Genomic DNA, 25,240 nt, shown 5'->3' with positions numbered 1-25,240 from the left:
TATTTGCGCCCATAGAAGACCTAACAGGTTTTCAAAACCTGTTAGGTCTCGAATCGCATTCCCAAAGAATAAAATTACAATACAATGAAATATTTAAGCTTACTTTTTTTAGGTTTCTACGTCTCTTTCGCGACAGCGCAAAACATAACAATTGTTAGTGATGCCAATTCGCCGAGAGCAAAATTTGGAGCCGAAAAACTATCAGAAACATTATCTTCTAAAGGTTTCAAAACTACTTCTTCTACTAAAATTACAAAGTCAAAAGACCAGGTAATTGTTATTGGAGAAAAAGGAACAGATTTCTGGAAGCAAAACGCAAAAAGCGCCAAAATTGACGATAGTAAACTGACTAAAAAAGAAGGCTTTCAAATTCGTACTCAAAAAAATATCATTTTTATTGAAGGAACAGATGCAAGCGGTGCTTTGTACGGCGCATTAGAATTAGCAGATCGTATAAAAGATTCGGGAAAACTTCCGTCAGAAATTAATATTGACGACAGTCCGGAAATGGTTTTAAGAGGTGCTTGTATCGGAATGCAGAAACCCGTTTATCTTCCGGGACGTGACGTTTATGAATATCCGTATACACCAGAAACTTTTCCGTGGTTTTACGATAAAAAACTGTGGACGAAGTATTTGGATATGCTGGTTCAAAACAGAATGAACTCCTTGTATTTGTGGAACGGACATCCTTTTGCATCTTTAGTAAAACTAAAAGAATATCCTTTTGCTGTAGAAGTAAGCGACGAAGATTTCAAAAAGAACGAAGAAATCTATAAATTCTTAACGGTTGAAGCCAACAAACGTGGAATCTGGGTCATTCAGATGTTTTACAATATTATTGTTTCAAAACCTTTTGCAGAACATTATAACATTAAAACACAGGATCGTTCGCGACCAATTACGCCATTACTTTCAGATTATACCAGAAAATCTATTGCCGCTTTTATAGAAAAATATCCAAATGTTGGGTTAATGGTTTGTTTGGGAGAAGCAATCAATACAGTTGATGACGATGTAGAATGGTTCACCAAAACCATTATTCCGGGCGTTCGCGACGGTTTACAGGCATTAGGAAAAACTGAAGAACCTCCAATTATTTTGCGCTCGCACGATACAGATGGACCTTTGGTAATGGAAAAATCACTTCCGTTATATAAAAATTTATATACAGAAAGTAAATACACAGGAGAATCTTTAACGACTTACACGCCGGGCGGACCTTGGGGCGAAACTCATAAACAGTTAAGTGCTTTAAAATCAATTCATATAGAAAACGTCCATATTTTGGCTAACTTAGAACCTTTCAGATACGGTTCGCCAGATTTTATTCAGAAAACGGTAAAAGCCATGCACAGCGTGCACGGAGCCAATGCATTGCATTTATATCCGCAGGCATCATATTGGGATTGGCCCTATTCGGCAGATAAAACAAAAACAGGCGAACGTTTATTAGAAATGGATCGTGACTGGATTTGGTACAAAGCCTGGGCTAGATATGCTTGGGACAGCAAAAGAGACCGAAACGAAGAAGTTAAATTCTGGAATAAAGATCTCGCTTCTAAATACGGAACAGATCAGGAAGCCTCAAATAACATCCAAAAAGCGTATGATGAAACAGGAGAAATTGCTCCAAAAACATTAAGACGTTTCGGAATTACCGAAGGAAATCGTCAAACCTTATTATTAGGAATGTTCGAAAGCCAATTAGTAAATCCGGCAAAATGGCGTGTGTATCCGGGTTTCCACGAATCGTGCGGACCAGCTGGAGAATTGCTTTTAGAATATGCTAAAAAAGAATGGAACAAAGAACCACATTCTGGCGAACTTCCAACACAGATTATTGCCGAAATAACAGAACACGGAAGATTAGCCGTTGAAGCCATTGATAAAGCCGAAGCAAGCGTAACCAAAGACAAAGAAGAATTTTTACGTCTTAAAAACGATATGCATGCTTATAAAGCCTTCGCCGATTTCTTTTCAGAAAAAGTAAAAGCGGCTTTATTGGTCTTGAGATACAGTTATTCAAACGATATTACCGATTTAGACAAAGCGATGCCTCATTTGGAGAAAAGCATCGAGCATTATGAATTATTGGTAAACCTGACAAAAGATACGTATTATTACGCCAACAGTATGCAGACCGCGCAACGCCGAATCCCGATTGGAGGCGACGACGGAAACAACAAAACCTGGGCAGAATTATTACCGCATTACGAACGTGAATTGGCTAATTTCAAAAGAAATCTAGACAAATTAAAAGCTTCAAAAGATGGTAAAATCGAAACCAAAGAAGGAAAACCCTGGAAAATGGCAGAAGTAACTTTCATCGATGAAAAACCGGGAACCTATTTAGTAAAAACAGGAACAAAAGTATACGGAACAGACATTTCTGAGTTAACCAAAATAGCTCCTGAACTTCAAAATCTACGCGGCTTTACATTCGTAGAAAACGACCAAAACGAAAAAGGAACACATTTGAAGTTTACAAATACAAAAGCGGTTAAATTAGTGGTTGGTTATTTCAATTCAGATCAAAAGCGATTTTTGCTTCCGCCAAGTTTAGAAACAGATGCAGCAGGAAATGCACACGGTCAAGCCGAAGTTATTCTGGCAAGTGCCATGAATTTAAAAGAGCTGCCTCGTGTAAATATTCATACGTATACGTTTCAACCCGGCGAGAATAAATTAGATTTAGGAAAAGGAAAAGTATTAATTTTAGGCTTTATCGACGCAGATCAAACCGTGACGCCAAGAGATGTCGGATATATCGATGCAGGAGAAAAAGCGGCAATAGACTGGTTGTTCTATTAATCTGCGTTCCTGCAAGGTTTTCAAAACCTTGTAGGTATAATAAAGTTTAGAATAAAAAAATAATTTGGGCGTGTCCCTTCGGGTCGGGCTTTCGGCTATATCTTTTATTCCGCTAAAGCTTCATAAAAGGATACCGCCTCAATCCCTCACGCAAACTCGTAGTTACATTAGACATTTCCTGCAAGGTTTTTAAAACCTTGTAGGTATTCTAAGTCAACGTTAAGAAATCAAACCTATAAGGTTTTAAAAACCTTGCAGGATGTTAAAACTTAAATTACCTTATATCACTTATATGGTTTTAAAAATATGAAAAGAATAGTTTTTTTTATTTTTTGTTTTTTTTCAAGTTTTTGCTTTGTTTGGAGTCAAAGCAAAAGTTCAGTTCGAAGAGAAATTTCGCTGAACTCATCTTGGGAAACCGTAATGTTGGATAATCTTCCGCTGAAAGAAGAAGATTTTGTAGAAAATCCAAAAACTGATTCCAATTGGAATAAGGTGAGTGTGCCTCACAATTGGGATCAGTATTATGGTTTTAGAAGAACAAAACATGGAAATTTACATGGAACTGCCTGGTACAAAAAAACATTAAAACTAGATAAAGCAGCAGTTGGAAAAAGACTTTTTCTTTATTTTGAAGGTGTAAGCTCATATGCAGATGTTTGGGTAAACGGTAAAAAAGTCGGGCAGCACAAAGGCGGAAGAACCACATTTACATTAGACATTACCAAAGCTGTTTTTTTTGATAAAGAAAATCAGATTCTTGTTAAAGCTTCGCATCCCTCATTTATTGCAGATCTTCCGTGGGTTTGCGGTGGCTGTTCTGGCGAATGGGGATTTTCTGAAGGCTCACAGCCAATGGGAATTTTCAGACCCGTTTCTTTGGTCATTACAAACGATGTTCGAATTGAGCCATTTGGAATTCATATTTGGAACGACAAATCGGTTTCTAAACAAAGCGCCATTCTTCATACTACTACCGAAATCAAAAATTACGGTAATTCTGATCGTAGTTTAACTATCGAAAATATACTTTTTGATGCTTTAGGAAAAAAAGTTGTTTCGACAAAAAGCGACATTAAAAATCTTTCAGGAGAAATAAAATCTATCGCTCAAACATTACCAGAAATTCAAAATCCGAAATTGTGGTCGCCATCAAATCCTTATTTGTATAAACTGGTAACCTCTGTTTATGAAAACGGAAAGATAATAGATCAGTTAACAACACCTTACGGAATCCGCTGGGTAAGCTGGCCGGTAAGTCGTGACGGAAAAGACAATCGTTTTTTTATTAACGACGAACCTTTATTCATAAATGGAACTTGTGAATACGAACATTTAATCGGAAACAGTCATTCGTTTTCAGACGAAATGATTCATTCCAGAATCGAGCAGATAAAAGCAGGCGGATTTAATGCTTTTAGAGAAGCGCATCAGCCTCATAATTTATTATACCAAAAAGAATTAGACGAAAATGGAATCCTTTTTTGGAGCCAGTTTTCAGCACATATTTGGTACGATACACCAGAGTTTAAAGAAAATTTCAAAACACTTTTGCGCGAATGGATTAAAGAACGCAGAAACAGCCCGTCAGTTGTAATGTGGGGTTTGCAGAATGAAAGTACAATTCCGGCAGCATTTGCAGAAGAATGCACGAAGATTATCCGAGAAATGGATCCGCTATCAGCTTCACAGCGCATTGTAACCACTTGCAACGGAGGAGAAGGAACAGATTGGAATGTCGTGCAAAACTGGTCCGGAACGTATGGCGGTGACCCTTTAAAATACCATCTCGAAATGAGCACGCAACTGCTAAACGGAGAATACGGCGCATGGCGTTCTGCCGATTTGCATACGGAAGGTGAGTATGATCAAAAAGGAATTTTAAGCGAGAACAGATTTTCTCAATTAATGGAAATTAAAGTCCGAGAGGCTGAATCGGTAAAAGATAAAATTGCGGGACAGTTTAATTGGATTTTTGCTTCGCACGAAAATCCGGGACGCGTTCAAAATGGTGAGGGTTTTAGGGATATTGACAAAATAGGACCAGTAAATTACAAAGGACTCTTTACGATTTGGGGAGAACCTTTGGATGCGTTTTATATGTACCGTGCGAATTATGTTTCGAACAAAACAAACCCAATGGTTTATATCGTTTCCCACACTTGGCCAAGCCGTTGGGATTCGGCAGGAATCAAAAACGGAATCGATATTTATTCGAATTGCGATGAAGTAGAATTGTTTAACGACGTCAATAAATTATCTTTAGGGAAACTAAAAAATCCAGGAAGCGGACAGCATTTTCAGTTCAACAATATTAATGTTCAGTATAATGTTTTATATGCCGTTGGTTATGTAAATGGTGTGGCTGTTGCCAAAGATTATATTGTTTTAAACACGCTTCCGAAGGCGCCAAATTTGGATGCTTTAACAGTTGATAAAAGCGATATTACAAAAGCCAAAAGCGGTTATAATTACATTTACAGAGTAAATTGCGGAGGTTCTGAATTGACAGACAGCTCAGGAAATACTTGGTTTACGGATGTACGTAAAAACGGAAAATATACGTACGGATCTTCGTCATGGACCGATAATTTTGAAAAACTTCCTGATTTTTTTGCGAGTCAGAGAATGACTTTCGACCCAATAAACGGTACAAAAGATTCAGAATTGTTTCAGAGTTTTAGATACGGCGTCGATAAATTACGTTATGAATTTCCTGCATCAGACGGAGAATATTTAGTCGAATTGTATTTTACAGAACCTTGGTACGGAACCGGAGGCGGTATGGATTGCAAAGGCTGGCGTTTGTTTGATGTTGCTATTAACGAAAATGTGGTTTTAAAAGATTTTGATATTTGGGCAGAAGTCGGACATGATAAAGCTTTAAAGAAAACATTCAAAGTAAAAAGTAAAAACGGAAAAATTGTAATTTCTTTTCCGAATGTAAAAGCGGGACAAGCCATTATTTCTGCAATTGCAATTGGAACAAAAGATATTCATGCAAGACCTGCAGAAGAATCTTCACGAAATATTCAGAATCTGGTTTTAGATTCTTATGATAAAACCAACAAAATTGCTTCATGGCTGGATATTAATTCAAAACAATATTCAGATTCGGATGTTGTTTTTACAGAACTGCCTTCAGAAATATTTGGAGCAGATTATTTACAGTTTTCTAGCGATTCAAAAGTTTCAGGTTCATTCACAGTAAAAGAAGAATCTACTGTTTATGTTTTAGTTGACAATAAAATCAAAACATTAAACGGGCTTTCAGATTATAAAAAAATAGAAGAAAAAGCGAAAAACAGCAACGGAATTTCATTTGATGTTTTAGCTAAAAAAGTAAAAAAAGGAGAAAAGGTTCTATTTAATAATTCTGAAACAATATCGTCAATTGCAGTTGTTCCAACTTACGATATGGGTGAAAAAGACGATTCTAGACCAGTCGTAATCATCGAGGCAGAAAAAACAAAAACCACAGGAACGGGAATAGAAAAAGGAAACTTCAAAAAAGCCGATTATATAGAATTTACAAAAAAGACTGAAAACAGCATTGAGTTTGAAGTAAAACCCGGAGTTGCGGGAATTTATTTAATGCGTTTCCGTTTTATGAATCGAAACGAAACACCATTAAAAGTAAAATTTAAAATGGAAGACGCGTACGGAATTTTAATGCGAAATGATACGATTGAGTTCTTTCCTTCACCAGAAAAATGGAAGATTTTAAACACAACTTCCGGCGGATATATTAATGCCGGGACTTATAAAATAACTTTAGAAGGTGAGGATTTGAAAGGATTGATGTTGGATAATTTCGAATTTCAATAGGTTTTATTTAGGTGCAAAAGGACAAAGGTGCAAAGGTTCGTTAACGAATTTGATTGTAGAGACGCACTGCAGTGCGTCTACGCTTCAATTGTCTACACCGTTTGTTAGACGCTCGAGGTTATGAAGTAAAAAAAATAATCTCGCAAAGTCGAAGAGGCGCGAAGAAAATTAAACCATATAAGTAGTATAAGATAATTTAAGTTATGCCTTAATTGAACTTATATTACTTATATGGTTAAGAAAAAAAAAACTTTGCGCTTTTGCGACTTTGCGAGAGAAAACTAAAGAATATGATTTTAAAAAAAATTGCAATTGCGTTATTGTTTTCAGTATCTATTTTTGCACAAAAACAAGCCAGAATTGTTGAAGATTTCAATAAAAACTGGAGCTTCAAATTAGGAGATTATCCAACTGCCATTCAAGCTGATTTTGATGCAAAAGATTGGAGACAGCTTCAATTACCACACGATTGGAGTATTGAAGGCGCTTTTGACAAAGACAATAAAACAAAACAGGCGCAGGGATTTTTGCCAGCTGGAAAAGGCTGGTATCGCAAAGTTTTTACTATTCCGAATAATTGGAAAAACAAAACGGTTTCGATTGAATTTGACGGGGTTTTTAAAAATAGTGAAGTTTTTATAAATGGTAAATTATTAGGAATGCGTCCGAATGGTTATATTTCTTTTGGTTATGATTTGTCTCAGTATCTGAACTTTGGAAAAGAAAATATCCTTGCGGTGAAAGTTGATAACGACGCACAGCCCAATTCTAGATGGTATACCGGTTCCGGGATTTATAGAAATGTTCGTTTGGTTGCGACTGAAAAACTTCATGTTGGCAAATGGGGAACTTTCGTGACAACGCCAGAAGTTTCTACAGAAAAATCAAAAATACATGTAGAAGTTACGATTGATAATGATAATACTGCTGCAAAAGAATTTAAACTGGTTACTTCTATTTTAAATGCAGAAAATAAAGAAGCAGCAAATTTTACTTCAACAGAAAAAATCGGTGCTAAAACATCAGAGAAAAAGATTCATGATTTGGTTTTGAATCAGCCCAAATTATGGAGTACAGAAAATCCGTATTTGTATAAAGTTGTGACGAAAGTTTATGAAAAATCGAAATTGGTGGATCATTATGAAACACCTTTAGGATTTCGATTTTTTAATTTTGATTCGGAGAAAGGTTTTTCTTTAAATGGAGTTCCGACAAAAATATTAGGAGTTTGTCTTCATCATGATAATGGTGCTTTGGGAGCGGTTGAAAACATTCATGCGGTTCGAAGAAAGTTGACTTTACTGAAAGAAATGGGAGCAAACGCGATCAGAATGTCACACAATCCACATTCTTTAGAAATGATGCAATTGTGCGACGAAATGGGATTCATTGTTCAGGATGAAGCTTTTGACGTTTGGAAAAAGAAAAAAGTAACCAATGATTACCACAAAGATTGGGATGCGTGGCACAAACAAGATTTAGAAGATTTTATCAAAAGAGACCGTAATCACCCATCTGTAATGATGTGGAGTATTGGTAACGAAATCCGTGAGCAGTTTGATTCGACTGGAATTGCGATTACGAGAGAATTAGCTAAAATCGTAAAATCTTTAGATACAACGCGTCCTGTAACTTCGGCTTTGACCGAAAATATTATTGAGAAAAACTTCATTTATCAATCTGGAGCTTTAGATCTTTTGGGTTTTAATTACAAACACGAAGATTACAAGGATTTTCCAGCGCGTTTTAAAGGACAAAAAATCTTGGCTTCAGAAAGTGTTTCGGCTTTAGAAACACGCGGTCATTATGATTTTCCTGACGGAATTAAAGCTTGGCCAACCAAACATGGTGCTCCGTTTGACGGAAATGCAGACTGGACGGTTTCGGCTTACGATCAGGTAAAATCGTATTGGGGAGCAACGCACGAAGAAAACTGGAAAACGATCAAAAAACAGGATTTCATGGCTGGAACTTTTATCTGGACTGGATTTGATTATATCGGAGAACCAGATCCATATCCTTATCCGGCAAGAAGTTCGTATTTCGGAATTATAGATTTGGCTGGACTTCCAAAAGATGTGTATTATATGTACCAAAGCGAATGGTCGAAGAAAACAGTTTTGCATATTTTCCCGCATTGGAACTGGAAAAAAGATCAGGAAGTCGACGTTTGGGCGTATTACAATAATGCCGATGAAGTAGAATTATTCTTAAACGGAAAATCTCTCGGAAAAAAATCAAAACAAAATGATGAGCTGCATATTTCATGGAAAGTAAAGTTTGAACCAGGAACTTTAACAGCAGTTTCCAGAAAGAACGGAAAAGTAGTTTTAGAATCAGCAATTCATACGGCTGGCGAAGCGTCTAAAATAGCTTTAAAAGCAGATAAAACTACCGTCAAAAATGATACTTATGATTTGGTTTATATAACGGTTTCAATTGTTGATGCAGCCGGAAACTTATTGCCAAACGCCACAGATTTAATCAATTTTGAAGTTTCTGGCGGCGGAAAATTGGTTGGAGTTGATAATGGTTATCAGGCTAATTTAGATTCTTTTAAAGCGAATTCCTGTAAACTTTTCAGCGGAAAATGTGTTGCGATTATTCAGTCGAACGGGAACAAAGAAAATATTCAGTTTAAGGCTTCGACCGGAACTGGAATTTCGGCTGAAACTCTTACTATAAAAGTAAATTAATGGAATGAAATAGTTAACAATTTCAGGAATCTCGTTTATAACTGCTTTTGTTTTAGACAGAAAGAAAAATAATGTTATTTTAGCTGTGATAAAAAAATATATCCTCAGTTTCATAACTTAAAATAATAGATGAGAAAAATAATATATTGTCTGATCTGTATTACGGTTCTTATCAGCTGTAAAAAAGAAGAGAATAAAACGGTTGCACAAAATCCAAGAACTGAATTAATTCCAGAACCTGATCAAACAGAAAGGTTAAAATATGAAGCAATACTGAAACTGAAAAAATCGAATTGCCTTTTAGATGAGCCTGATATTTCTGTAAACGGAATAGAGATTCGAAATTTTGAAAGTGCAAAAAAAGTTATTGAAGATAAAGACAAAATAGATGAGTTGGGTCAGTATCATTTTTATTCAAATAGAGAAGATGAAACTTTAACTTTAATACAGCATCCGGGTGATTCGAAATATCAAATCTCAATTTTTAAAATAGAAAATTCCACTAAGGAAAGTCTTAATTATCGAAAAATTAAAGCGGATGCTTTTAAAACTGGTAAAGGGATCAAGCTGGGGATGAGCAAAAACGATATTGTCAAAATACTTGGAAAATGTTATGCGCCAATAGACAGTACTAAAGGTTATATCGAACTTTATTATACAATTGAATTACCCAATGATAGTAAATCAAAACTATTAGAAAAAAACAATATGCCATCTTATTATGCAAGTTATAAATTGTGGAATAATAAACTTCAAAAGTTCGAATTTGGATTTGAATATCCATAGATAAAGAATTAAAAATGCAAATTCCTCTTTCTATATTATTTATATATTTACGATATAAAAAAAGAGTAAAAAGATGACACTAACTTTTTTTGAAACACCGGCTGAATTTAGAAAATGGCTTGAGAAACACCATAAAGACCAGAAAGAACTTTTGGTAGGTTTTTACAAGGTCAACAGCGGAAAAGCTTCTATAAGCTGGCCGGAATCTGTAGATCAGGCACTTTGTTTTGGCTGGATCGATGGTGTCAGGAAATCGATAGACAAGGACAGTTATACAATTCGTTTTACTCCCAGAAAACCTTCCAGCATTTGGAGTGCCATCAATATCAAAAAAATGGAGGAGCTTACCAAAGCGGGAATTATGAAAGATGAAGGTCTAAAAGCGTTTAGTTTTAGAACCGAAAGCAAATCAAAAATTTATTCGCACGAGAAAGAGCCTGTTCCGCTGGATCCTGATTACGAAAAGCAGTTTAAGAACAATAAAACTGCCTGGGAATTTTTTGAAAAACAGGCACCTTCATACAAAAAAGTAATGATTCACTGGATAATGAGCGCGAAGCAGGAAAAAACGCAGCAGTCCAGATTGGAGAAGACAATTACTGAAAGCGAAAAATTGAAACGGGTTTTGTAATGCATTTATTTTCAACATAATTTGGAAGATTAATCCCAGCCAACTATTTTTGAACGAATTTCAATAATAACAATGTTTTTATGGATAAAACACTTTGGGAAAAAGTCCTGAATTTTGACTTTGATAATGCTGCTGATCAATACGGATTTTCAACACGTTTAGCACTTGAAAATCATTGGACGTTATATTTTACTCAAAGCGCTTTGTTAGAATATAAAAAATTTATGTTTTTGGCGGCAACCCATAATGAAATGGTTTCACCATCGGAAATTGTAGATATTGTCTGGCACCAGCATTTAATTTTTACCAATTCGTATTCTGATTTCTGTACTCTGCTGGAAAAGAGAATCGAGCATATTCCATCTACACATAACCGATCTGAGTTTGATAAATTTCAAATTGCAAAAGAGCGGACAAAAGAATTGTATGAAATTAATTTCGGAATACAGCCTTCTGAGGTTTGGAATTGTAAAAATGAATTAGATTCTTTGAATCTTAACAAAAGCAAATATGATGTTTCTAAGCTCAGTAAATATTTTTTGAGAAACTCTATACTGCTGTCTTTCCCTGTTTGTCTTCTTATTTTTTCTTTTTTAATAAAAATTAAAAATCCCCATTTCTTAATTGGCTATTTACTGTTATTTGTAGCTGCTTTTCTTTTTTTAGAATACTATTCCAGACGCAGCTTTATTGCTTTGTTTGAGAGCATCAAATCCAATCCAATTATACAAAACCTGAGTGCTCTCGAATTGGTTTATTTTAAGGAAAATAAACTGGAAGTAGTTGTTCACGGTGCTGTCAATAATTTAATTATGGATCACAAAATCAAGGTTCTAACAAACGAGAGATTACAATTGGTCGATGAGAATTTTGGACATAATCAATATGAAAATTGTATCATTGAGATCATGAAAGACTTTGAACCAATGCCTTACAGACAATTGTGCAGAACAGCGATGCAAAAACCAATTTTTGAACAATTGCAAAAAGGTACGTACAGAATCAGGCAGCGAATTATCGACTCAAAAGAATTTACTTTTGTTATACTCTTAACAATGATTGTTTTAGGAGTATTATTAAGTGTTATTTTTAGTCGTTTTATTACAGGGATTTGGAGAGGTAAACCGGTAACATTATTGTTATTTACGATTGTTCCTTTGGTTATCATTTCTAGTTATTATGTAAAGCGTATTATAGATTTAATGTTTACCCAAATTATACCTTCTTCTTTCCAAGAAAAAATCAACAGCAGTAATAAAAGCGAAACAAATTGGGAATGGAATTATTTTTTATACGGGAACATAGTCCTGGCGAGTTCATTTATTCCGTTAACAAATTATCATAACAATAATTCATTTTCGTCTAACAATTCTGGTTCTTCCTGTACTTCATCTGACTCTTCGTGCAGCAGTTCATGCGGTTCTTCCTGCGGAAGCTCTTGCGGTGGATGCGGAGGAGATTAAGAAAAGTATTGAAAGACGAAATAAACCTAATAATTAATTTTTCTAAATATAGTAATGAAAAATACCCTTTTGCTTGTAATGATGCTAATTTCAAATTGGAATTATGCTCAGACAAAGAGTAAGTACGAGAATCTCGATTTAAAAATAAAAGAGATCGAAATTTTATTCAACCAAAAAAATAACAACTTATTGGCAGATTATTTTTGTCCAAAAATGGTTAATTACGTTGGCGGTAAGGATAGTGTTGCAGTTGTTTTAAATGAGATTTCTGCAGTGATAGAAACCAATAAAATTACAAGATATAAATTTAGTTTTGGGAAGCATTCAAAAATTGTTCAGTCAGATGATGAACTCCAATGTACAATTCCATTAATTACAGAGCTGGAAAATAATGAATTTGTGGTTGTTACAGAAGCTGCATTATTATTGTTTTCTAATGATGATGGAAAAAGCTGGTGTTTGGCTTTTCCTCCAGACGATGAGGATTTGGAATATAATGAACTTTTAAATCTCAGTAAGAAAATTGTAATTCCGGAAATAAAGCAAAAAGTAACGGATAAGAAATAACATTTATTAAGTTAAGAGCAAGTTTGCTTTGACTTTTTCATTTCTTTAATATCACATTCCCGGCCAGTACAAAACATTAAATTTATGACCATCAGGATCTGAGAAGCAAAAAGTATATCCTTCTCCGTAATTTTGAGGTTCAGAAAAGATCTGACCGCCGCATTCCAGAACTTTATCACGCCATTTATCGACTTCTGCTCTAGTATTGGCAGAAAGCGAGAACAACACTTCACTTTGTTTCTCCCAATTTCCTATCGATCCGTTGGTATCATCTTTTAATTTGTTCTTTTTGAAGAAGTTGATGATAAATTTATTACCGCCAAACAGAAAACTTGCTGCATCATCTGAACTGTGTTTTCCATTAAATTCAAAACCTAGTTTGGTATAAAAATTACGTGTAGCGTCTAGATTATTCGAAGATAAATTCCCCCAGATCATTTTAGTTTCCATTTTTGCAGGTTTTTTAAATTGGGAAATAAAATTATGTATTTCAAATTCTGAACTTTTATATTTATTTGGTTAAATGTTACATTTTTATAATGTTAGCAAATCTTTAAAGATCATTTAAGAAATGGAAGTAAGTTTCTTTATTCCTTAATTATTGTATGATGACCTTTTATCTTAAAAAAAATAAATTCTTTTACAGAAACTCGTTCAAAATAGTTGTTGGTCGAAATTCTATTGATGAAATAATGATTTATTCTAAATTTATATCTTAGAGTCGAAAGAGCGGCTAACTAAATTCAAAACCGATGAAAAATATTTTTCTATACTTATGTCTTTTTGGTATAATTTCCAACAGCTTCAGTCAGGAATTTGCAAATGCTCCAAAACCTTTTGGACCGCTTCCTTCGCAAAAACAAATCGACTGGCAGGAAATGGAATTTTATGCTTTTGTACATTTTTCATTAAACACCTTTACCAATAAGGAGTGGGGTTACGGAGACGAATCACCAGCACTTTTTAATCCGTCGCAATTAGACGTTCGTCAGTGGGCACGCGTGGTTAAAAATGCCGGAATGAAAGGAATAATTCTGGTTGCCAAACATCATGATGGTTTTTGTTTATGGCCTTCTGCCTATACAGAACGCTCGGTAAAAAATTCGCCGTGGCAAAACGGAAAAGGCGATTTAGTAAAAGAATTAGCGGCAGCCTGTAAAGAATACAATTTAAAATTAGGATTGTATCTTTCGCCTTGGGACAGAAATCACCCTGAATATGGAAAACCTGAATATGTAACCTATTTTAGAAATCAGTTAAAAGAATTATTGACCAATTATGGCGATGTTTTCGAAATGTGGTTTGATGGTGCCAATGGCGGTGACGGGTATTATGGCGGTGCTGACGAAACCAGAAAAATCAATTCGCTTACGTATTACAATTGGGATGAAACGTATAAATTAATTTACAATATCGCTCCAAAAACATTGGTTTGGGGTGTTGGTCCGTCTGAAGCAAGATGGATTGGAAATGAAGAAGGACGTGCAGGAAAAACCAATTGGTCTTTGCTGCGCCAGAAAGATGAATTGGCTGGAAAAGTACATTACAGCGAATTTATGTCGGGACACGAAGATGGAGAAAAATGGGTGCCGGGAGAAGCCGATGTTTCGATTAGACCGGGATGGTTTTATCATTCGGTTGAAGATGACAAAGTTCGTCCGCTTGACGAAATGGTTGATATTTATTATGAATCGATTGGACGAAATGCAACTTTATTATTGAATCTTCCTGTAGACAGACGCGGATTGGTTCATGAAAATGACGAAGCGCGATTAAAAGAACTGGTAGCAACTATAAAAGCAGATTTTAAAAAGGAATTGCTGGCAGGTACAAAAGTCAACGCAGATAATGTTAGAGGAAATAATATTGAATTTAATGCTAAAAATGTAATCGACGGAAATAAAAATACCTATTGGGCAACCGATGATAATGTAAACAAGGCATCGATCTCTTTTGTTTTTAATAAACCTACAGCATTAAACAGAATCCTTCTTCAGGAGGATATTAAATTAGGGCAGCGCGTAAAGGCATTTACGGTTGAAGCTAAAGTAGAGGGTAAATGGCAGACTATTGCAAACGAAACTACAATTGGTTACAAAAGAATTTTGAGGCTGGAGAGAGTAAAGGCTTCAGAACTTCGCATTACGATTACAGATGCTAAATCGAGTATTGTAATTTCTAACATTCAGGCTTATAACGCACCAACATTTGTTCGTGCACCCGAAATTAAGCGTGATAAAAATGGTTTGGTTACGATAAAATCTGAAAATGGAGACAGTATTTATTATACGGTTGACGGAAGCAATCCATCAGCAAAAAGTTTGTTGTACAAAAATCCGTTTAAGTACGACAAAGCGGTACAGATAAAAGCGATTTCAAGAAATACTGCAGAAAAAATAAACAGTGCGGTAAAAATGGCAAAGTATGGAATTTCAAAAGAAAATTGGAAAATAACTGCCGTTTCAAGCGGTGATCTAAAAACTGCAGACCGAATAATAGACGGTAATCCCGATACAGATTGGGGTTTTGGAAGCGAAACCAATAAACTACCGCAGACCGTAACTATTGATATGGGAACTTCTCTAAAAATAAAGGGATTTACTTATACACCACAGCAGGTTGGTAATAATCTAAATCTGATTTCGAATTATGAATTCTATACCAGTATTGATAATGTAAATTGGACAAAACAGTCAGAAGGAGAATTCTCTAATATCAAACATAATCCGATAGAGCAGGTTAAGGTTTTTGTAGGAGTGCAAACCCGATATTTGCGTTTTACTGCGACGGCGGCAGTAAGTAAAGGCCAATCGGTTTCTATTGGTGAAATTGATGTAGTCGAAGAGTAAAAAAATAAAGATTTTAAAAATAGCTTTAAGTTTAGAATTATGTCTTTTGGCGATGATAATTTGTTATTAGTCGAAATTATAATAGCAGCTATTTAACAAAAACATAAATTTATCCTAAATTAATTAATCGAATAACCGAAACATGATTAAAGAAGATATAGGTTTTAGAGAAGCAGGTAAGTTTGAAGAAACACGTTTTGAAAAAATTCATAACGTTATTTTTGACTCCTCTCAAGAAGCTTCTTTATTAGTGGCGCAAGAAATTGCAAATTTAATTCAGAGAAAAAATGAGTTAAATGAGCCATGTGTTTTGGGTTTGGCAACAGGTTCTTCACCAATAAAAGTATATGAAGAACTTGTAAGAATGCATAAAGAAGAAGGACTGAGTTTTGCAAACGTAGTTACTTTTAATTTAGATGAATATTATCCAATGGATAAGAATAATATCCAGAGTTATTTTCATTTTATGCATGAACATCTTTTTAATCATGTAAACATTCCTGCTTCCAATATTAATATTCCTGACGGAAAGGTAAGCGCTGAGGAATTACAGCAGTATTGCATTGATTATGAAATGAAAATTAAGTCTTATGGAGGATTAGATTTTCAGCTCTTAGGAATAGGACGAACTGGGCATATTGGTTTTAATGAGCCGGGATCTCACGTAAATTCTGGTACAAGAAGCATTACATTAGATCACTTAACACGTATTGATGCAGCTTCTTCTTTTTTAGGAATCGATAATGTTCCCAGAAAAGCGATTACAATGGGAATTGGTACAGTACGTCATGCAAAAAGAATTGTACTTCTTGGATGGGGAATCAGCAAGGCTGGAATCATTCAGGAAACTATAGAGGGACAGATTTCGTCTAGAGTTCCAGCAACTTATCTGCAGGAACATAGTAATACAACTTTTGTTTTAGATACAGAAGCTTCGTCTGAGTTAACGCGTGTAAAAACGCCATGGTTAGTAAAATCGGTTGTTTGGACAGAAGAATTAAAATTAAAGGCGGTAGCGTGGTTGAGTGAATTGACCGGAAAGCCTTTCCTTAAATTAACAGATAAAGACTATAACGATAATGGCATGTCAAGCCTTCTGACTGAAGAAGGTACTGCATACAATTTAAATATTCAGATGTTTAATAAGATGCAGCAGACGATCACTGGATGGCCGGGCGGAAAGCCGAATGCTGATGATACTTACAGACCGGAGCGTTCCACACCGGAGAAAAAAAGAATTATTATTTTCAGCCCGCACCCAGATGATGATGTAATTTCTATGGGAGGTACTTTTGACCGCTTAGTAGAGCAGGGGCACGACGTGCATATTGCATATCAAACTTCTGGAAACATTGCAGTTTCAAACGAAGAGGCATTAAAATTTGCCGAAATTTCGAAAGCATTAAATGTGAATTCTACTGAATCTGAAGCTATTATTAACTTTTTGAAAAATAAAAAGAGTAATGATATAGATTCATTAGAAGTTAGAAAATTAAAAGGATTAATTAGAAGAAGCGAGTCTTTGGCAGCAACCCGATATTTAGGTCTGCCGGATTCTAATGTAAATTTCCTTGATCTTCCTTTTTATGAAACAGGAACCGTAAAGAAAAATAATCTTTCTGATGCAGATATAGAAATTATGTGTGATATCATCGAAAGAATAAAACCACATCAAATTTATGCAGCCGGAGATCTTGCAGATCCTCACGGTACGCACAAAGTTTGTCTGGATAGTTTGTTTGAAGCTTTGAAAAGGCTGAAACACAAAAGTTTTATGGACGAATGCTGGGTTTGGCTTTACAGAGGCGCTTGGCATGAGTGGGAATCGTACCAAATTGAAATGGCTGTACCAATGAGTCCGGATCAGGTTCTTAAGAAACGTCATGCTATTTTTTATCACCAGTCTCAAAAAGACGGAGTTATGTTTCAGGGTGATGACAGCAGAGAGTTTTGGGTTCGAGTTGAAGACAGAAATAGATTGACAGCAAAAAAATACCACGATTTAGGATTAGCAGATTACTCTGCAATTGAAGCTTTTAAACGTTATCATTTCTAAATTAGTTTTTGTTGTTCAATAAAGATAATAAGCTATTCATGGTTTATTTGGTTAGTTACCTATATTGAAGAAAATGCAGCTGTGGTGGCTGCATTTTCGTTTTTTATGCTTTTTTTTACTTCAAAGCAACAAAGGTTTACGCAAAGTCTGCTAAGTTTTTTTTTGATTGGATAAAGTAGAAATAAAAAAATTCGCAAAGCTTATTGGTTAAGCTTTGCGAATTTTTTTTATTGATTTCAGCGGTAAAATCTAAATAGAAGAATTTAAAATTTTCTGTTTTACTTCGTCAATGTAAGATCTTCCAATTACGTAGCGAAGTCCTTCAATTTCAATACTGTTTCCTTCTACGGCGTCAATTTTATCAATTGCAATTGTGTATGATCTGTGTATTCTTATAAAATCTCTTTCGGGCAGTAAATTGGTAAAGTCAGAAAGTGTGCTGTGTATAATAAATTTACCAGAAGTGGTGCTTATTTTTAAATAATCCTTTAGACTTTCTATCACTAAGATTTCATTGAGAAGAATTTTTTTCATTTTTTTCTTATCAATCTTAACAAAGATAAAAGGGTTCTCTTTGTTGCTTTCTACAGCTGCCTTTGGCGAATTACTCAGTCGTTTATTGATCTTGTTTACCGCTTTCATCAAACGCGGAAACTCGATTGGTTTTACGAGATAGTCTAAAACATCAAGCTCGTAGGTTTCTATTGCAAACTGGTCATAAGCACTTGTAATTATTAATAAAGGAGGATTTTCCAGACTTTTAATAAAATTAATACCATCCAGAACAGGCATGTTAATGTCTAGAAAAATTACATCGATAGTATTGTTTTTTAGGAAATTCAAACCTTCAATAGAATTACTAAAGGTGTTTATTAATTCTAAATCTTCAATCTGTTCAATATAATTTTTAATAACGTTAATAGCCAATGGCTCGTCGTCAATAATCAAACATTTTATTTTCATTTCTGTATACTTTTTTGGCCGGTAAGGTTTTGTAGGTATAGTTTTAAAAAAGCCAAAATTGGGGCTAAGTGACTTTTATGACTAGCTTTACGACAAAAATATTCTTTTTATTTTTAAATGAAAGCTTATAGTCGTTTTTATTATATCCTAATTCGAGTCTTTTTTTTACGTTCTCCAGACCTATACCACTTGACTTGTTAAAATTATCTTTATGTACGGTAATTTCTGGCGTAGGGTTTGAAAGTGTGAAGTGAAGATAGTCTCCTTTGACGTCAAAATCAATATCTATCGTAACATTTCCGGAATTTTTATTTACGCCGTGTTTAAAAGCATTTTCGATAAAAGTAAGCAGTAAAACCGGAGATATTTCTTTATCGTGAATATCTCCCGAGATAGACATATTTACTTCTAGACGTTCTCCGTTTCTTATGCGTTCCAGATCAAGATAATTTTGGATGCATAAAATTTCATTTTCTAAACTCTGTTTTTTGCCTTTGGTTTCATAAAGCATATAACGCATTAATTCAGAAAGTTTTAAAACAACCTTTGGAGTTTTATTTGATTTTTCTACAGATAAAGAATAAATATTATTAAGTGTATTGAAGAAAAAATGCGGAGAAATCTGCGATTTTAAAAACAGCAGTTCAGTTTCCAGTTGTGATTTTTCAAGATCTGTAACCCTTCTTTGTTCTTTCAGGAAATTCAATGTAATTTTTATAGCAGTTACAAAAGTGATTACATAGAGTTCTCCCATCATCATATCAATGGTGTAATTGAGTGTCAGTTTGTCGATAGTCTGAGGTCCTTCCGGCCACACGTCATGTGTAATCAATAAATAGGTAAGGTTAAATTTGATGATGACCATTACAAAAATTGCCGACAAGATCGCGATTACATACAGAAAGTATTTTTTGTGATAAACTAAATACGGCATTAAAACCAAAATGTTAAGATAACACAACGCCATGTGAATCGGAAAGCCTAATAAATTTGTTTTTAAAGAATAGAGATAATCATTAAAATAGCTTCCCCAGCGGAAAGTATTAAACAAAAAATAAGTCAGCCAAAAGTAAATATGAAAGCGTACTGGGAGTCTGTAAAGTTTGTCTGAGTTGATAATCATAATAAAATTTTAGGAGATCGTTTGTTACTGTTTTTTGGTGTTTAGAGCTGTTTAAATGTCATCCGTCTAAATTTATTTTAATAAAAGTCAAGTTTATCTAAATTTAAAGTTAAATTAATATTGTTTTGATATGAGGAAAATTACACTGCTTCTTCTCATTGTGATTTTTATTGCAAGTTGTAAAATAAATATAGACAAAAATACAACACAGCAAAGTTTTGTCGCAAATTATGTGGACCCATTTATCGGGACCGGTGGTCATGGGCATACTTATCCTGGTGCAACAGTTCCTTTTGGCATGCTGCAGGTGAGTCCGGACAATGGTGTTTCGAGCTGGGACTGGTGTTCTGGATATCATTATTCAGATTCAATCGTTGCCGGTTTTAGTCATTTACACTTAAGCGGCACCGGAATTGGAGATTTGGCAGACATCTTATTTATGCCAATTAATAAAAAAGTAGATTTAACTGTCAAAGCTGCATCAAGAGATTTACTTCCTTACAAATCAAAATACAGTCATGCTAACGAAAAAACAATACCGGGTTATTACCAGGTTTTTCTTGAAGATCCTAAAATCAATGTAGAGTTAACCTCTTCGCAGCGTACTGCTCTGCACAAATATACCTTTAATAATAAAGACATACAATCTGTAGTGGTAGATCTTGGTTTTGCCATAAATTGGGATAAAGCCTTAAAAACAGCTGTTACTATAGAAGACGACCACACTATTTCTGGTTATAGATACAGCACAGGCTGGGCAAAAAATCAGAAAGTATATTTTGTGGCTAAATTTTCTAAAGCTATTACAGAATCTGTGATAACGGCAGATAAAAAAACAGTTTCTGGGAATAAAGCCGAAGGAGAAAATACAGCGGTGCAATTGTTTTTTAATCCTGAAAACACAAACGAATTGTTTGTAAAAGTAGCTTTATCGTCTGTAAGTATTGCAAATGCAAAAGATAATTTTGATATCGGAAATAAAGATTTTGAAACTGTAAAATCTGATGCATCAGTAACTTGGAATTCGGTTTTAAGTAAAATTAAAGTAGAAACTCCGATAGATTCTCTTAAAACAATTTTTTATACCTCTTTGTATCATGCTCAGGTTGCACCTGTAACGTACAGTGATAAAAACGGACAATTTAGAAGAGAAGACGATCAGATTATTACAGCAAAAAATTACACAGCTTACTCTACTTTATCACTTTGGGATACGTTTAGAGCAGAAAATCCTTTGCTGACAATTTTAGATACAAAACGAGTTTCAGATATGGTAAATTCGATGCTGGCGTATTATGATACAAAAAAAATACTTCCGGTTTGGACTTTATATGCCAACGAAACCAATACGATGACAGGGTATCATTCGATTCCGGTAATTGCAGATGCTTATCTAAAAGGCATCAAAGGTTTTGACGGAGAAAAAGCGTTCGAAGCCATGAAAGCAACCATGATGCAAGACGAGCGCGGGTTAAATTTCTACAAAAAATACGGTTACATTCCATATAATTTATTAGACGAGTCGGTTACGATTACACTAGAATATGCTTACGATGACTGGTGCGTTGCGCAAATGGCAAAAGCATTGGGAAAACAAGCAGATTATGAATTTTTCTTCAACAGATCTAAAGCGTATCAGCATTTATTTGATCCGAAATCAGGATTTATGAGAGGAAAATCTGAAGACGGAAAATCATGGAACGAACCTTTTGATGCTAAGCATTCTAACCACAGAGAACACACAGATTATACAGAAGGAAATGCGTGGCAGCACAGTTGGTTTGTGCCTCAGAATGTAGAAGATTTTATTAGACTTCACGGAGGAAATCAAACCTTTACAAGTCGCTTAGAGCAGTTGTTTACAGAGAGTTCTGAGATTACAGGTAATAATGTTTCTGCCGATATTTCTGGTTTAATCGGGCAGTACGCACACGGAAATGAGCCAAGTCATCATATTTCGTATTTGTTCAATCATGCAGGACAGCCTTGGCGCACACAATATTGGGTTCGTCATATTTTAGACACACAATACAATACAACGGCAAACGGATTGAGCGGCAACGAAGACTGCGGCCAAATGTCGGCTTGGTATGTTTTCAGTTCGATGGGATTATACCCAATGAATCCGGCTTCTGGAGAATACGAAATTGGAAGTCCGATTTTTGAGAAATCAACTATAAATCTTGACGGAGGAAAAAGTTTTGTGATCGAAGCAGAAAATGTTTCAGATAAAAACTTCTATATACAATCGGCGACCTTAAACGGTGCTGAGTTCAATCAAACAACTATTACACATCAACAGCTCCTAAAAGGAGGAACGCTGCATTTTGTAATGGGAGCACAGCCAAATAAGAACTGGGGAATTAAAAAATAAACTAGCGTAACTAACTAACAAATAAATAAATTAATGGACATTATTGACGTATCAATTATCGTAGCTTATATTCTGCTCTCTGTAGGTATAGGAATATGGATTTCAAGAAAAGCATCAAAAGGATTAGATGATTATTTCCTGGGTGGAAAAACTATTAAATGGTATTTTCTGGGATTAAGCAACGGATCAGGAATGTTTGATGTTTCAGGGACGTCCTGGATGATTGGAGTATTATTTTTATACGGAGTAAAAAGTTTCATGTTTATGTGGCTTTGGCCGATCTGGAATCAGATTTTCGTGATGATGTTCCTCGCGGTGTGGATTAGAAGATCAAAAGTAATGACAGGATCTGAATGGATTTTGACTCGTTTTGGGAGTGACAGAGCCGGAAAAGCATCACATATTATTGTAGCGATTTTTGCAATCATTTCGACAATAGGTTTTATTGCTTACTTTTTTGAAGGAATTGGAAAATTTGTAACCATTATTCTTCCTTGGGATTTAACGCTTCATTATGGCGATTTAATTTTATTAACATCTGAGCGCTCTTATGCTTTGATCATTATATTGTTAACTACAATTTATACAGTAAAAGGCGGTATGTTTTCTGTAGTTGCGACAGAGGTTGTACAGTATTTAATTATGATTGTTGCTGGTGTTTTAATTGCAGGTTATGCCTTTATAAATTACACCGATATTCAGATTAATTCGGTTATTACAGAAGAATGGAAAAATGTTTTCTTTGGCTGGCAGTTTGAAACCCAGTGGAGTGATAAGTTTCAGACTTTTAATAATTTGATAGATTCTGAAGGTTACAAAATGTTTGGCGCTTTTATCGGAATGACTTTATTCAAAGGTTTTTTTGCGAGTATTGCAGGACCAACACCAAGTTATGATTTACAAAGAGTTCTTTCTACAAAATCTGTAAAAGAAGCGGCTTATATGAGTGGTTTTACAAACCTGATTTTATTTATTCCGAGATACTTATTAATTACCGGAATTGTGGTTATTGCTTTAGTAAATTTAGCACCAGAATTGAACGCAAATACAGGATTAACGGGAGCTGACTTAGAATTATTAATGCCAAAAGTGGTTAATTTATATATCCCGGTCGGAATCAAAGGAATTTTATTGGCTGGTTTATTAGCTGCTTTCATGTCTGGATTCTCTGCATTCGTAAACGCAGGTCCAGCCTATATTGTAAATGATATTTATAAAAAATACTTCAAACCAGTTGCCTCAAACGCTCATTATATTAAAGTAAGCCAGATTTCGTCTTTCTTAGTAGTGGGTTTAGGAGTTTTTATGGGATTCTTTGCAGACTCTATCAATTCGCTGACTTTATGGATCACAAGTGCTTTATACGGAGGTTATGTAGCAGCCAACTTTCTTAAATGGATTTGGTGGCGTTTTAATGGTTGGGGTTATTTCTGGGGAATGTTCGCCGGATTAATCGTAGCTTCTTTACAATTTGCTTTAGGTCAGGCCAAAGGAAGCTTAACCGAAGGATCATTTTTATATGAATTATCACAAGTACAGGCAATTTACCTTTTCCCATTAATATTTGGTTTCTCGATTTTAGGCTGTCTTTTAGGTACTTTCTTAAGTAAACCAACAGATATGGAAGTTTTAAAATCTTTCTATTCTAATGTGAGACCTTGGGGATTCTGGCATCCGGTTTATAAATTGTTAAAAAAAGAAGATCAGACTTTTGAAAAAAATAAAGATTTTGGACTGGATATGATGAATTGTGCTATCGGTATTGTATGGCAGTCAAGTATGATTCTGCTTCCGATATTCTTTATCATCAGAGATTATCCAAAAGCAATTGTTGCACTAATCGTGTTTTTGGTAACGACAACGATACTAAAATTCACCTGGTTGGATAAAGTTAGAAAAATAGAAGATTAATTTTAAAATAAAAATAAACAAGCAGAGGCATAGATTTTATGTTTAGAAAAGTAAAAAATACAAAAGAAACAAGTTCCACACATAGCTAATATCTTTTGAGCTAACTACAACCTTTTTTTCTTAAGTTTTAAAACTATGCCTCTATTTGTTTAAATATAAAGTCCGCTTTCAACAAAGCTTAAATAGAATAACAATAAACAAAAAACAAAAAAAATGAGCAGTATTCCTTGGCAAGACAGACCCGAAAACAGTAAAGATGTAATGTGGAGATATTCTGAGAATCCTATTATCGACAGATATGCGATTCCATCATCAAACAGTATTTTTAATAGTGCTGTTGTACCTTTTGGTGACGGATATGCGGGGGTTTTTAGATGTGATAACAAAGCAGTTCAAATGAATATTTTTGCTGGTTTCAGTAAAAACGGAATCGACTGGGATATTAACCACGAACCAATTGTAATGCAGTCTGGTAATACAGAAATGATCGAATCTGCTTATAAATATGATCCTCGTGTGGTTTGGATTGAAGATCGTTACTGGATTACATGGTGTAACGGTTACAACGGACCAACCATCGGAATTGGATATACTTTTGATTTTAAAGAATTTTTTCAATGTGAAAATGCGTTCCTTCCTTTCAACAGAAACGGAGTTTTATTTCCACAAAAAATAAATGGTAAATACGCTATGTTAAGCCGTCCAAGTGATAACGGACATACCCCTTTTGGTGATATCTGGATCAGCTACAGCCCTGACATGAAATATTGGGGAGAACACAGACTGGTAATGAAACCAAGTCCGTTTGAGCAAAGTGCCTGGCAGTGTACCAAAGTAGGAGCAGGACCAATCCCAATTTTAACAGAAGACGGATGGCTGATGATCTACCATGGTGTTATCAATACCTGCAACGGTTTCCGTTATGCAATGGGATCTGCATTATTAGAAACAGATGCGCCGGATCAGGTAAAATACAGAACACAGCCTTATTTATTAGGACCTGCAGAAATTTATGAAATGGTTGGAGATGTGCCAAATGTGGTTTTTCCATGTGCAGCTTTACACAATATTGAAGAAGATAAATTAGCCGTTTATTATGGTGCCGCAGATACTGCAGTAGCTATAGCATTTGGTAAACTGAGTGAAGTAATACAATTTACAAAAGATAATAGTTTATAA

At 34.9% G+C, this 25,240-nt stretch carries 15 protein-coding genes; 12 read left to right on the top strand and 3 right to left on the bottom strand.

Annotated features, from left to right (window positions below; translation table 11 throughout):
* The first annotated feature begins 84 nt into the window (after positions 1–84).
* The 7 genes from B0A68_RS09640 to B0A68_RS09610 all read left to right on the top strand — a co-directional run bounded on the left by B0A68_RS09640 (position 85) and on the right by B0A68_RS09610 (position 12,785).
* On the top strand, positions 85–2,814 hold the full coding sequence (locus B0A68_RS09640) for an alpha-d-galacturonidase (RefSeq protein ID WP_084679181.1): 2,730 nt from the start codon (positions 85–87) through the stop codon (positions 2,812–2,814).
* A gap of 306 nt (positions 2,815–3,120) precedes the next feature.
* Positions 3,121–6,642 carry a malectin domain-containing carbohydrate-binding protein gene (locus B0A68_RS09635; RefSeq protein ID WP_035689325.1) on the top strand — a complete coding sequence of 1,174 codons (3,522 nt, stop codon included), beginning with the start codon at positions 3,121–3,123 and terminating at the stop codon, positions 6,640–6,642.
* Between the two features lie 290 nt (positions 6,643–6,932).
* Positions 6,933–9,338, top strand: a complete 2,406-nt coding sequence (locus B0A68_RS09630; RefSeq protein ID WP_035689328.1) for a sugar-binding domain-containing protein — start codon at positions 6,933–6,935, stop codon at positions 9,336–9,338.
* Positions 9,339–9,467: 129 nt separating this feature from the next.
* Entirely contained in the window at positions 9,468–10,124 is a 657-nt protein-coding gene (locus tag B0A68_RS09625) for a hypothetical protein (protein WP_035689331.1), read from the top strand.
* Between the two features lie 73 nt (positions 10,125–10,197).
* Positions 10,198–10,755, top strand: a complete 558-nt coding sequence (locus tag B0A68_RS09620) for a YdeI/OmpD-associated family protein (RefSeq protein ID WP_035689333.1) — start codon at positions 10,198–10,200, stop codon at positions 10,753–10,755.
* A gap of 80 nt (positions 10,756–10,835) precedes the next feature.
* On the top strand, positions 10,836–12,218 hold the full coding sequence (locus B0A68_RS09615; protein ID WP_035689335.1) for a glycine-rich domain-containing protein: 1,383 nt from the start codon (positions 10,836–10,838) through the stop codon (positions 12,216–12,218).
* A gap of 54 nt (positions 12,219–12,272) precedes the next feature.
* Positions 12,273–12,785 carry a hypothetical protein gene (locus B0A68_RS09610; RefSeq protein ID WP_035689338.1) on the top strand — a complete coding sequence of 171 codons (513 nt, stop codon included), beginning with the start codon at positions 12,273–12,275 and terminating at the stop codon, positions 12,783–12,785.
* 51 nt (positions 12,786–12,836) lie between these two features.
* Here B0A68_RS09610 and B0A68_RS09605 read toward each other — a convergent pair whose 3' ends face one another.
* Positions 12,837–13,235, bottom strand: a complete 399-nt coding sequence (locus tag B0A68_RS09605; protein WP_035689341.1) for a VOC family protein — start codon at positions 13,233–13,235, stop codon at positions 12,837–12,839.
* A gap of 302 nt (positions 13,236–13,537) precedes the next feature.
* Between B0A68_RS09605 and B0A68_RS09600 the strand changes: the two genes are divergently transcribed.
* Complete coding sequence (locus tag B0A68_RS09600; protein ID WP_084679183.1) at positions 13,538–15,634, top strand: alpha-L-fucosidase; 2,097 nt, start codon at positions 13,538–13,540, stop codon at positions 15,632–15,634.
* A 142-nt stretch (positions 15,635–15,776) separates the two neighbouring features.
* Positions 15,777–17,690 carry a glucosamine-6-phosphate deaminase gene (gene nagB / locus B0A68_RS09595; RefSeq protein WP_035689344.1) on the top strand — a complete coding sequence of 638 codons (1,914 nt, stop codon included), beginning with the start codon at positions 15,777–15,779 and terminating at the stop codon, positions 17,688–17,690.
* A 249-nt stretch (positions 17,691–17,939) separates the two neighbouring features.
* Here nagB and B0A68_RS09590 read toward each other — a convergent pair whose 3' ends face one another.
* Both B0A68_RS09590 and B0A68_RS09585 read right to left on the bottom strand, forming a co-directional pair.
* A complete protein-coding gene (locus tag B0A68_RS09590; RefSeq protein ID WP_035689347.1) occupies positions 17,940–18,653 on the bottom strand; it encodes a LytR/AlgR family response regulator transcription factor in 714 nt (237 codons plus the stop codon).
* Positions 18,654–18,717: 64 nt separating this feature from the next.
* Positions 18,718–19,776: a sensor histidine kinase gene (locus tag B0A68_RS09585; protein WP_035689350.1), complete on the bottom strand. Its 1,059-nt coding sequence runs from the start codon at positions 19,774–19,776 to the stop codon at positions 18,718–18,720.
* 130 nt (positions 19,777–19,906) lie between these two features.
* Here B0A68_RS09585 and B0A68_RS09580 point away from each other — a divergent pair, with 130 nt between their 5' ends.
* The 3 genes from B0A68_RS09580 to B0A68_RS09570 all read left to right on the top strand — a co-directional run bounded on the left by B0A68_RS09580 (position 19,907) and on the right by B0A68_RS09570 (position 25,240).
* The gene (locus B0A68_RS09580; RefSeq protein WP_035689351.1) at positions 19,907–22,150 is read left to right on the top strand and encodes a GH92 family glycosyl hydrolase; all 2,244 of its coding nucleotides are present in this window, start codon (positions 19,907–19,909) and stop codon (positions 22,148–22,150) included.
* A gap of 33 nt (positions 22,151–22,183) precedes the next feature.
* The gene (locus B0A68_RS09575; protein WP_035689352.1) at positions 22,184–24,061 is read left to right on the top strand and encodes a sodium:solute symporter family protein; all 1,878 of its coding nucleotides are present in this window, start codon (positions 22,184–22,186) and stop codon (positions 24,059–24,061) included.
* Positions 24,062–24,274: 213 nt separating this feature from the next.
* On the top strand, positions 24,275–25,240 hold the full coding sequence (locus B0A68_RS09570; protein ID WP_035689353.1) for a glycoside hydrolase family 130 protein: 966 nt from the start codon (positions 24,275–24,277) through the stop codon (positions 25,238–25,240).

It is taken from the genome of Flavobacterium reichenbachii (assembly GCF_002217435.1).
Classification (GTDB): domain Bacteria; phylum Bacteroidota; class Bacteroidia; order Flavobacteriales; family Flavobacteriaceae; genus Flavobacterium; species Flavobacterium reichenbachii.
Note: the sequence above shows the minus strand (reverse complement) of the source record. Positions and strands in the feature narration are given on the sequence as shown.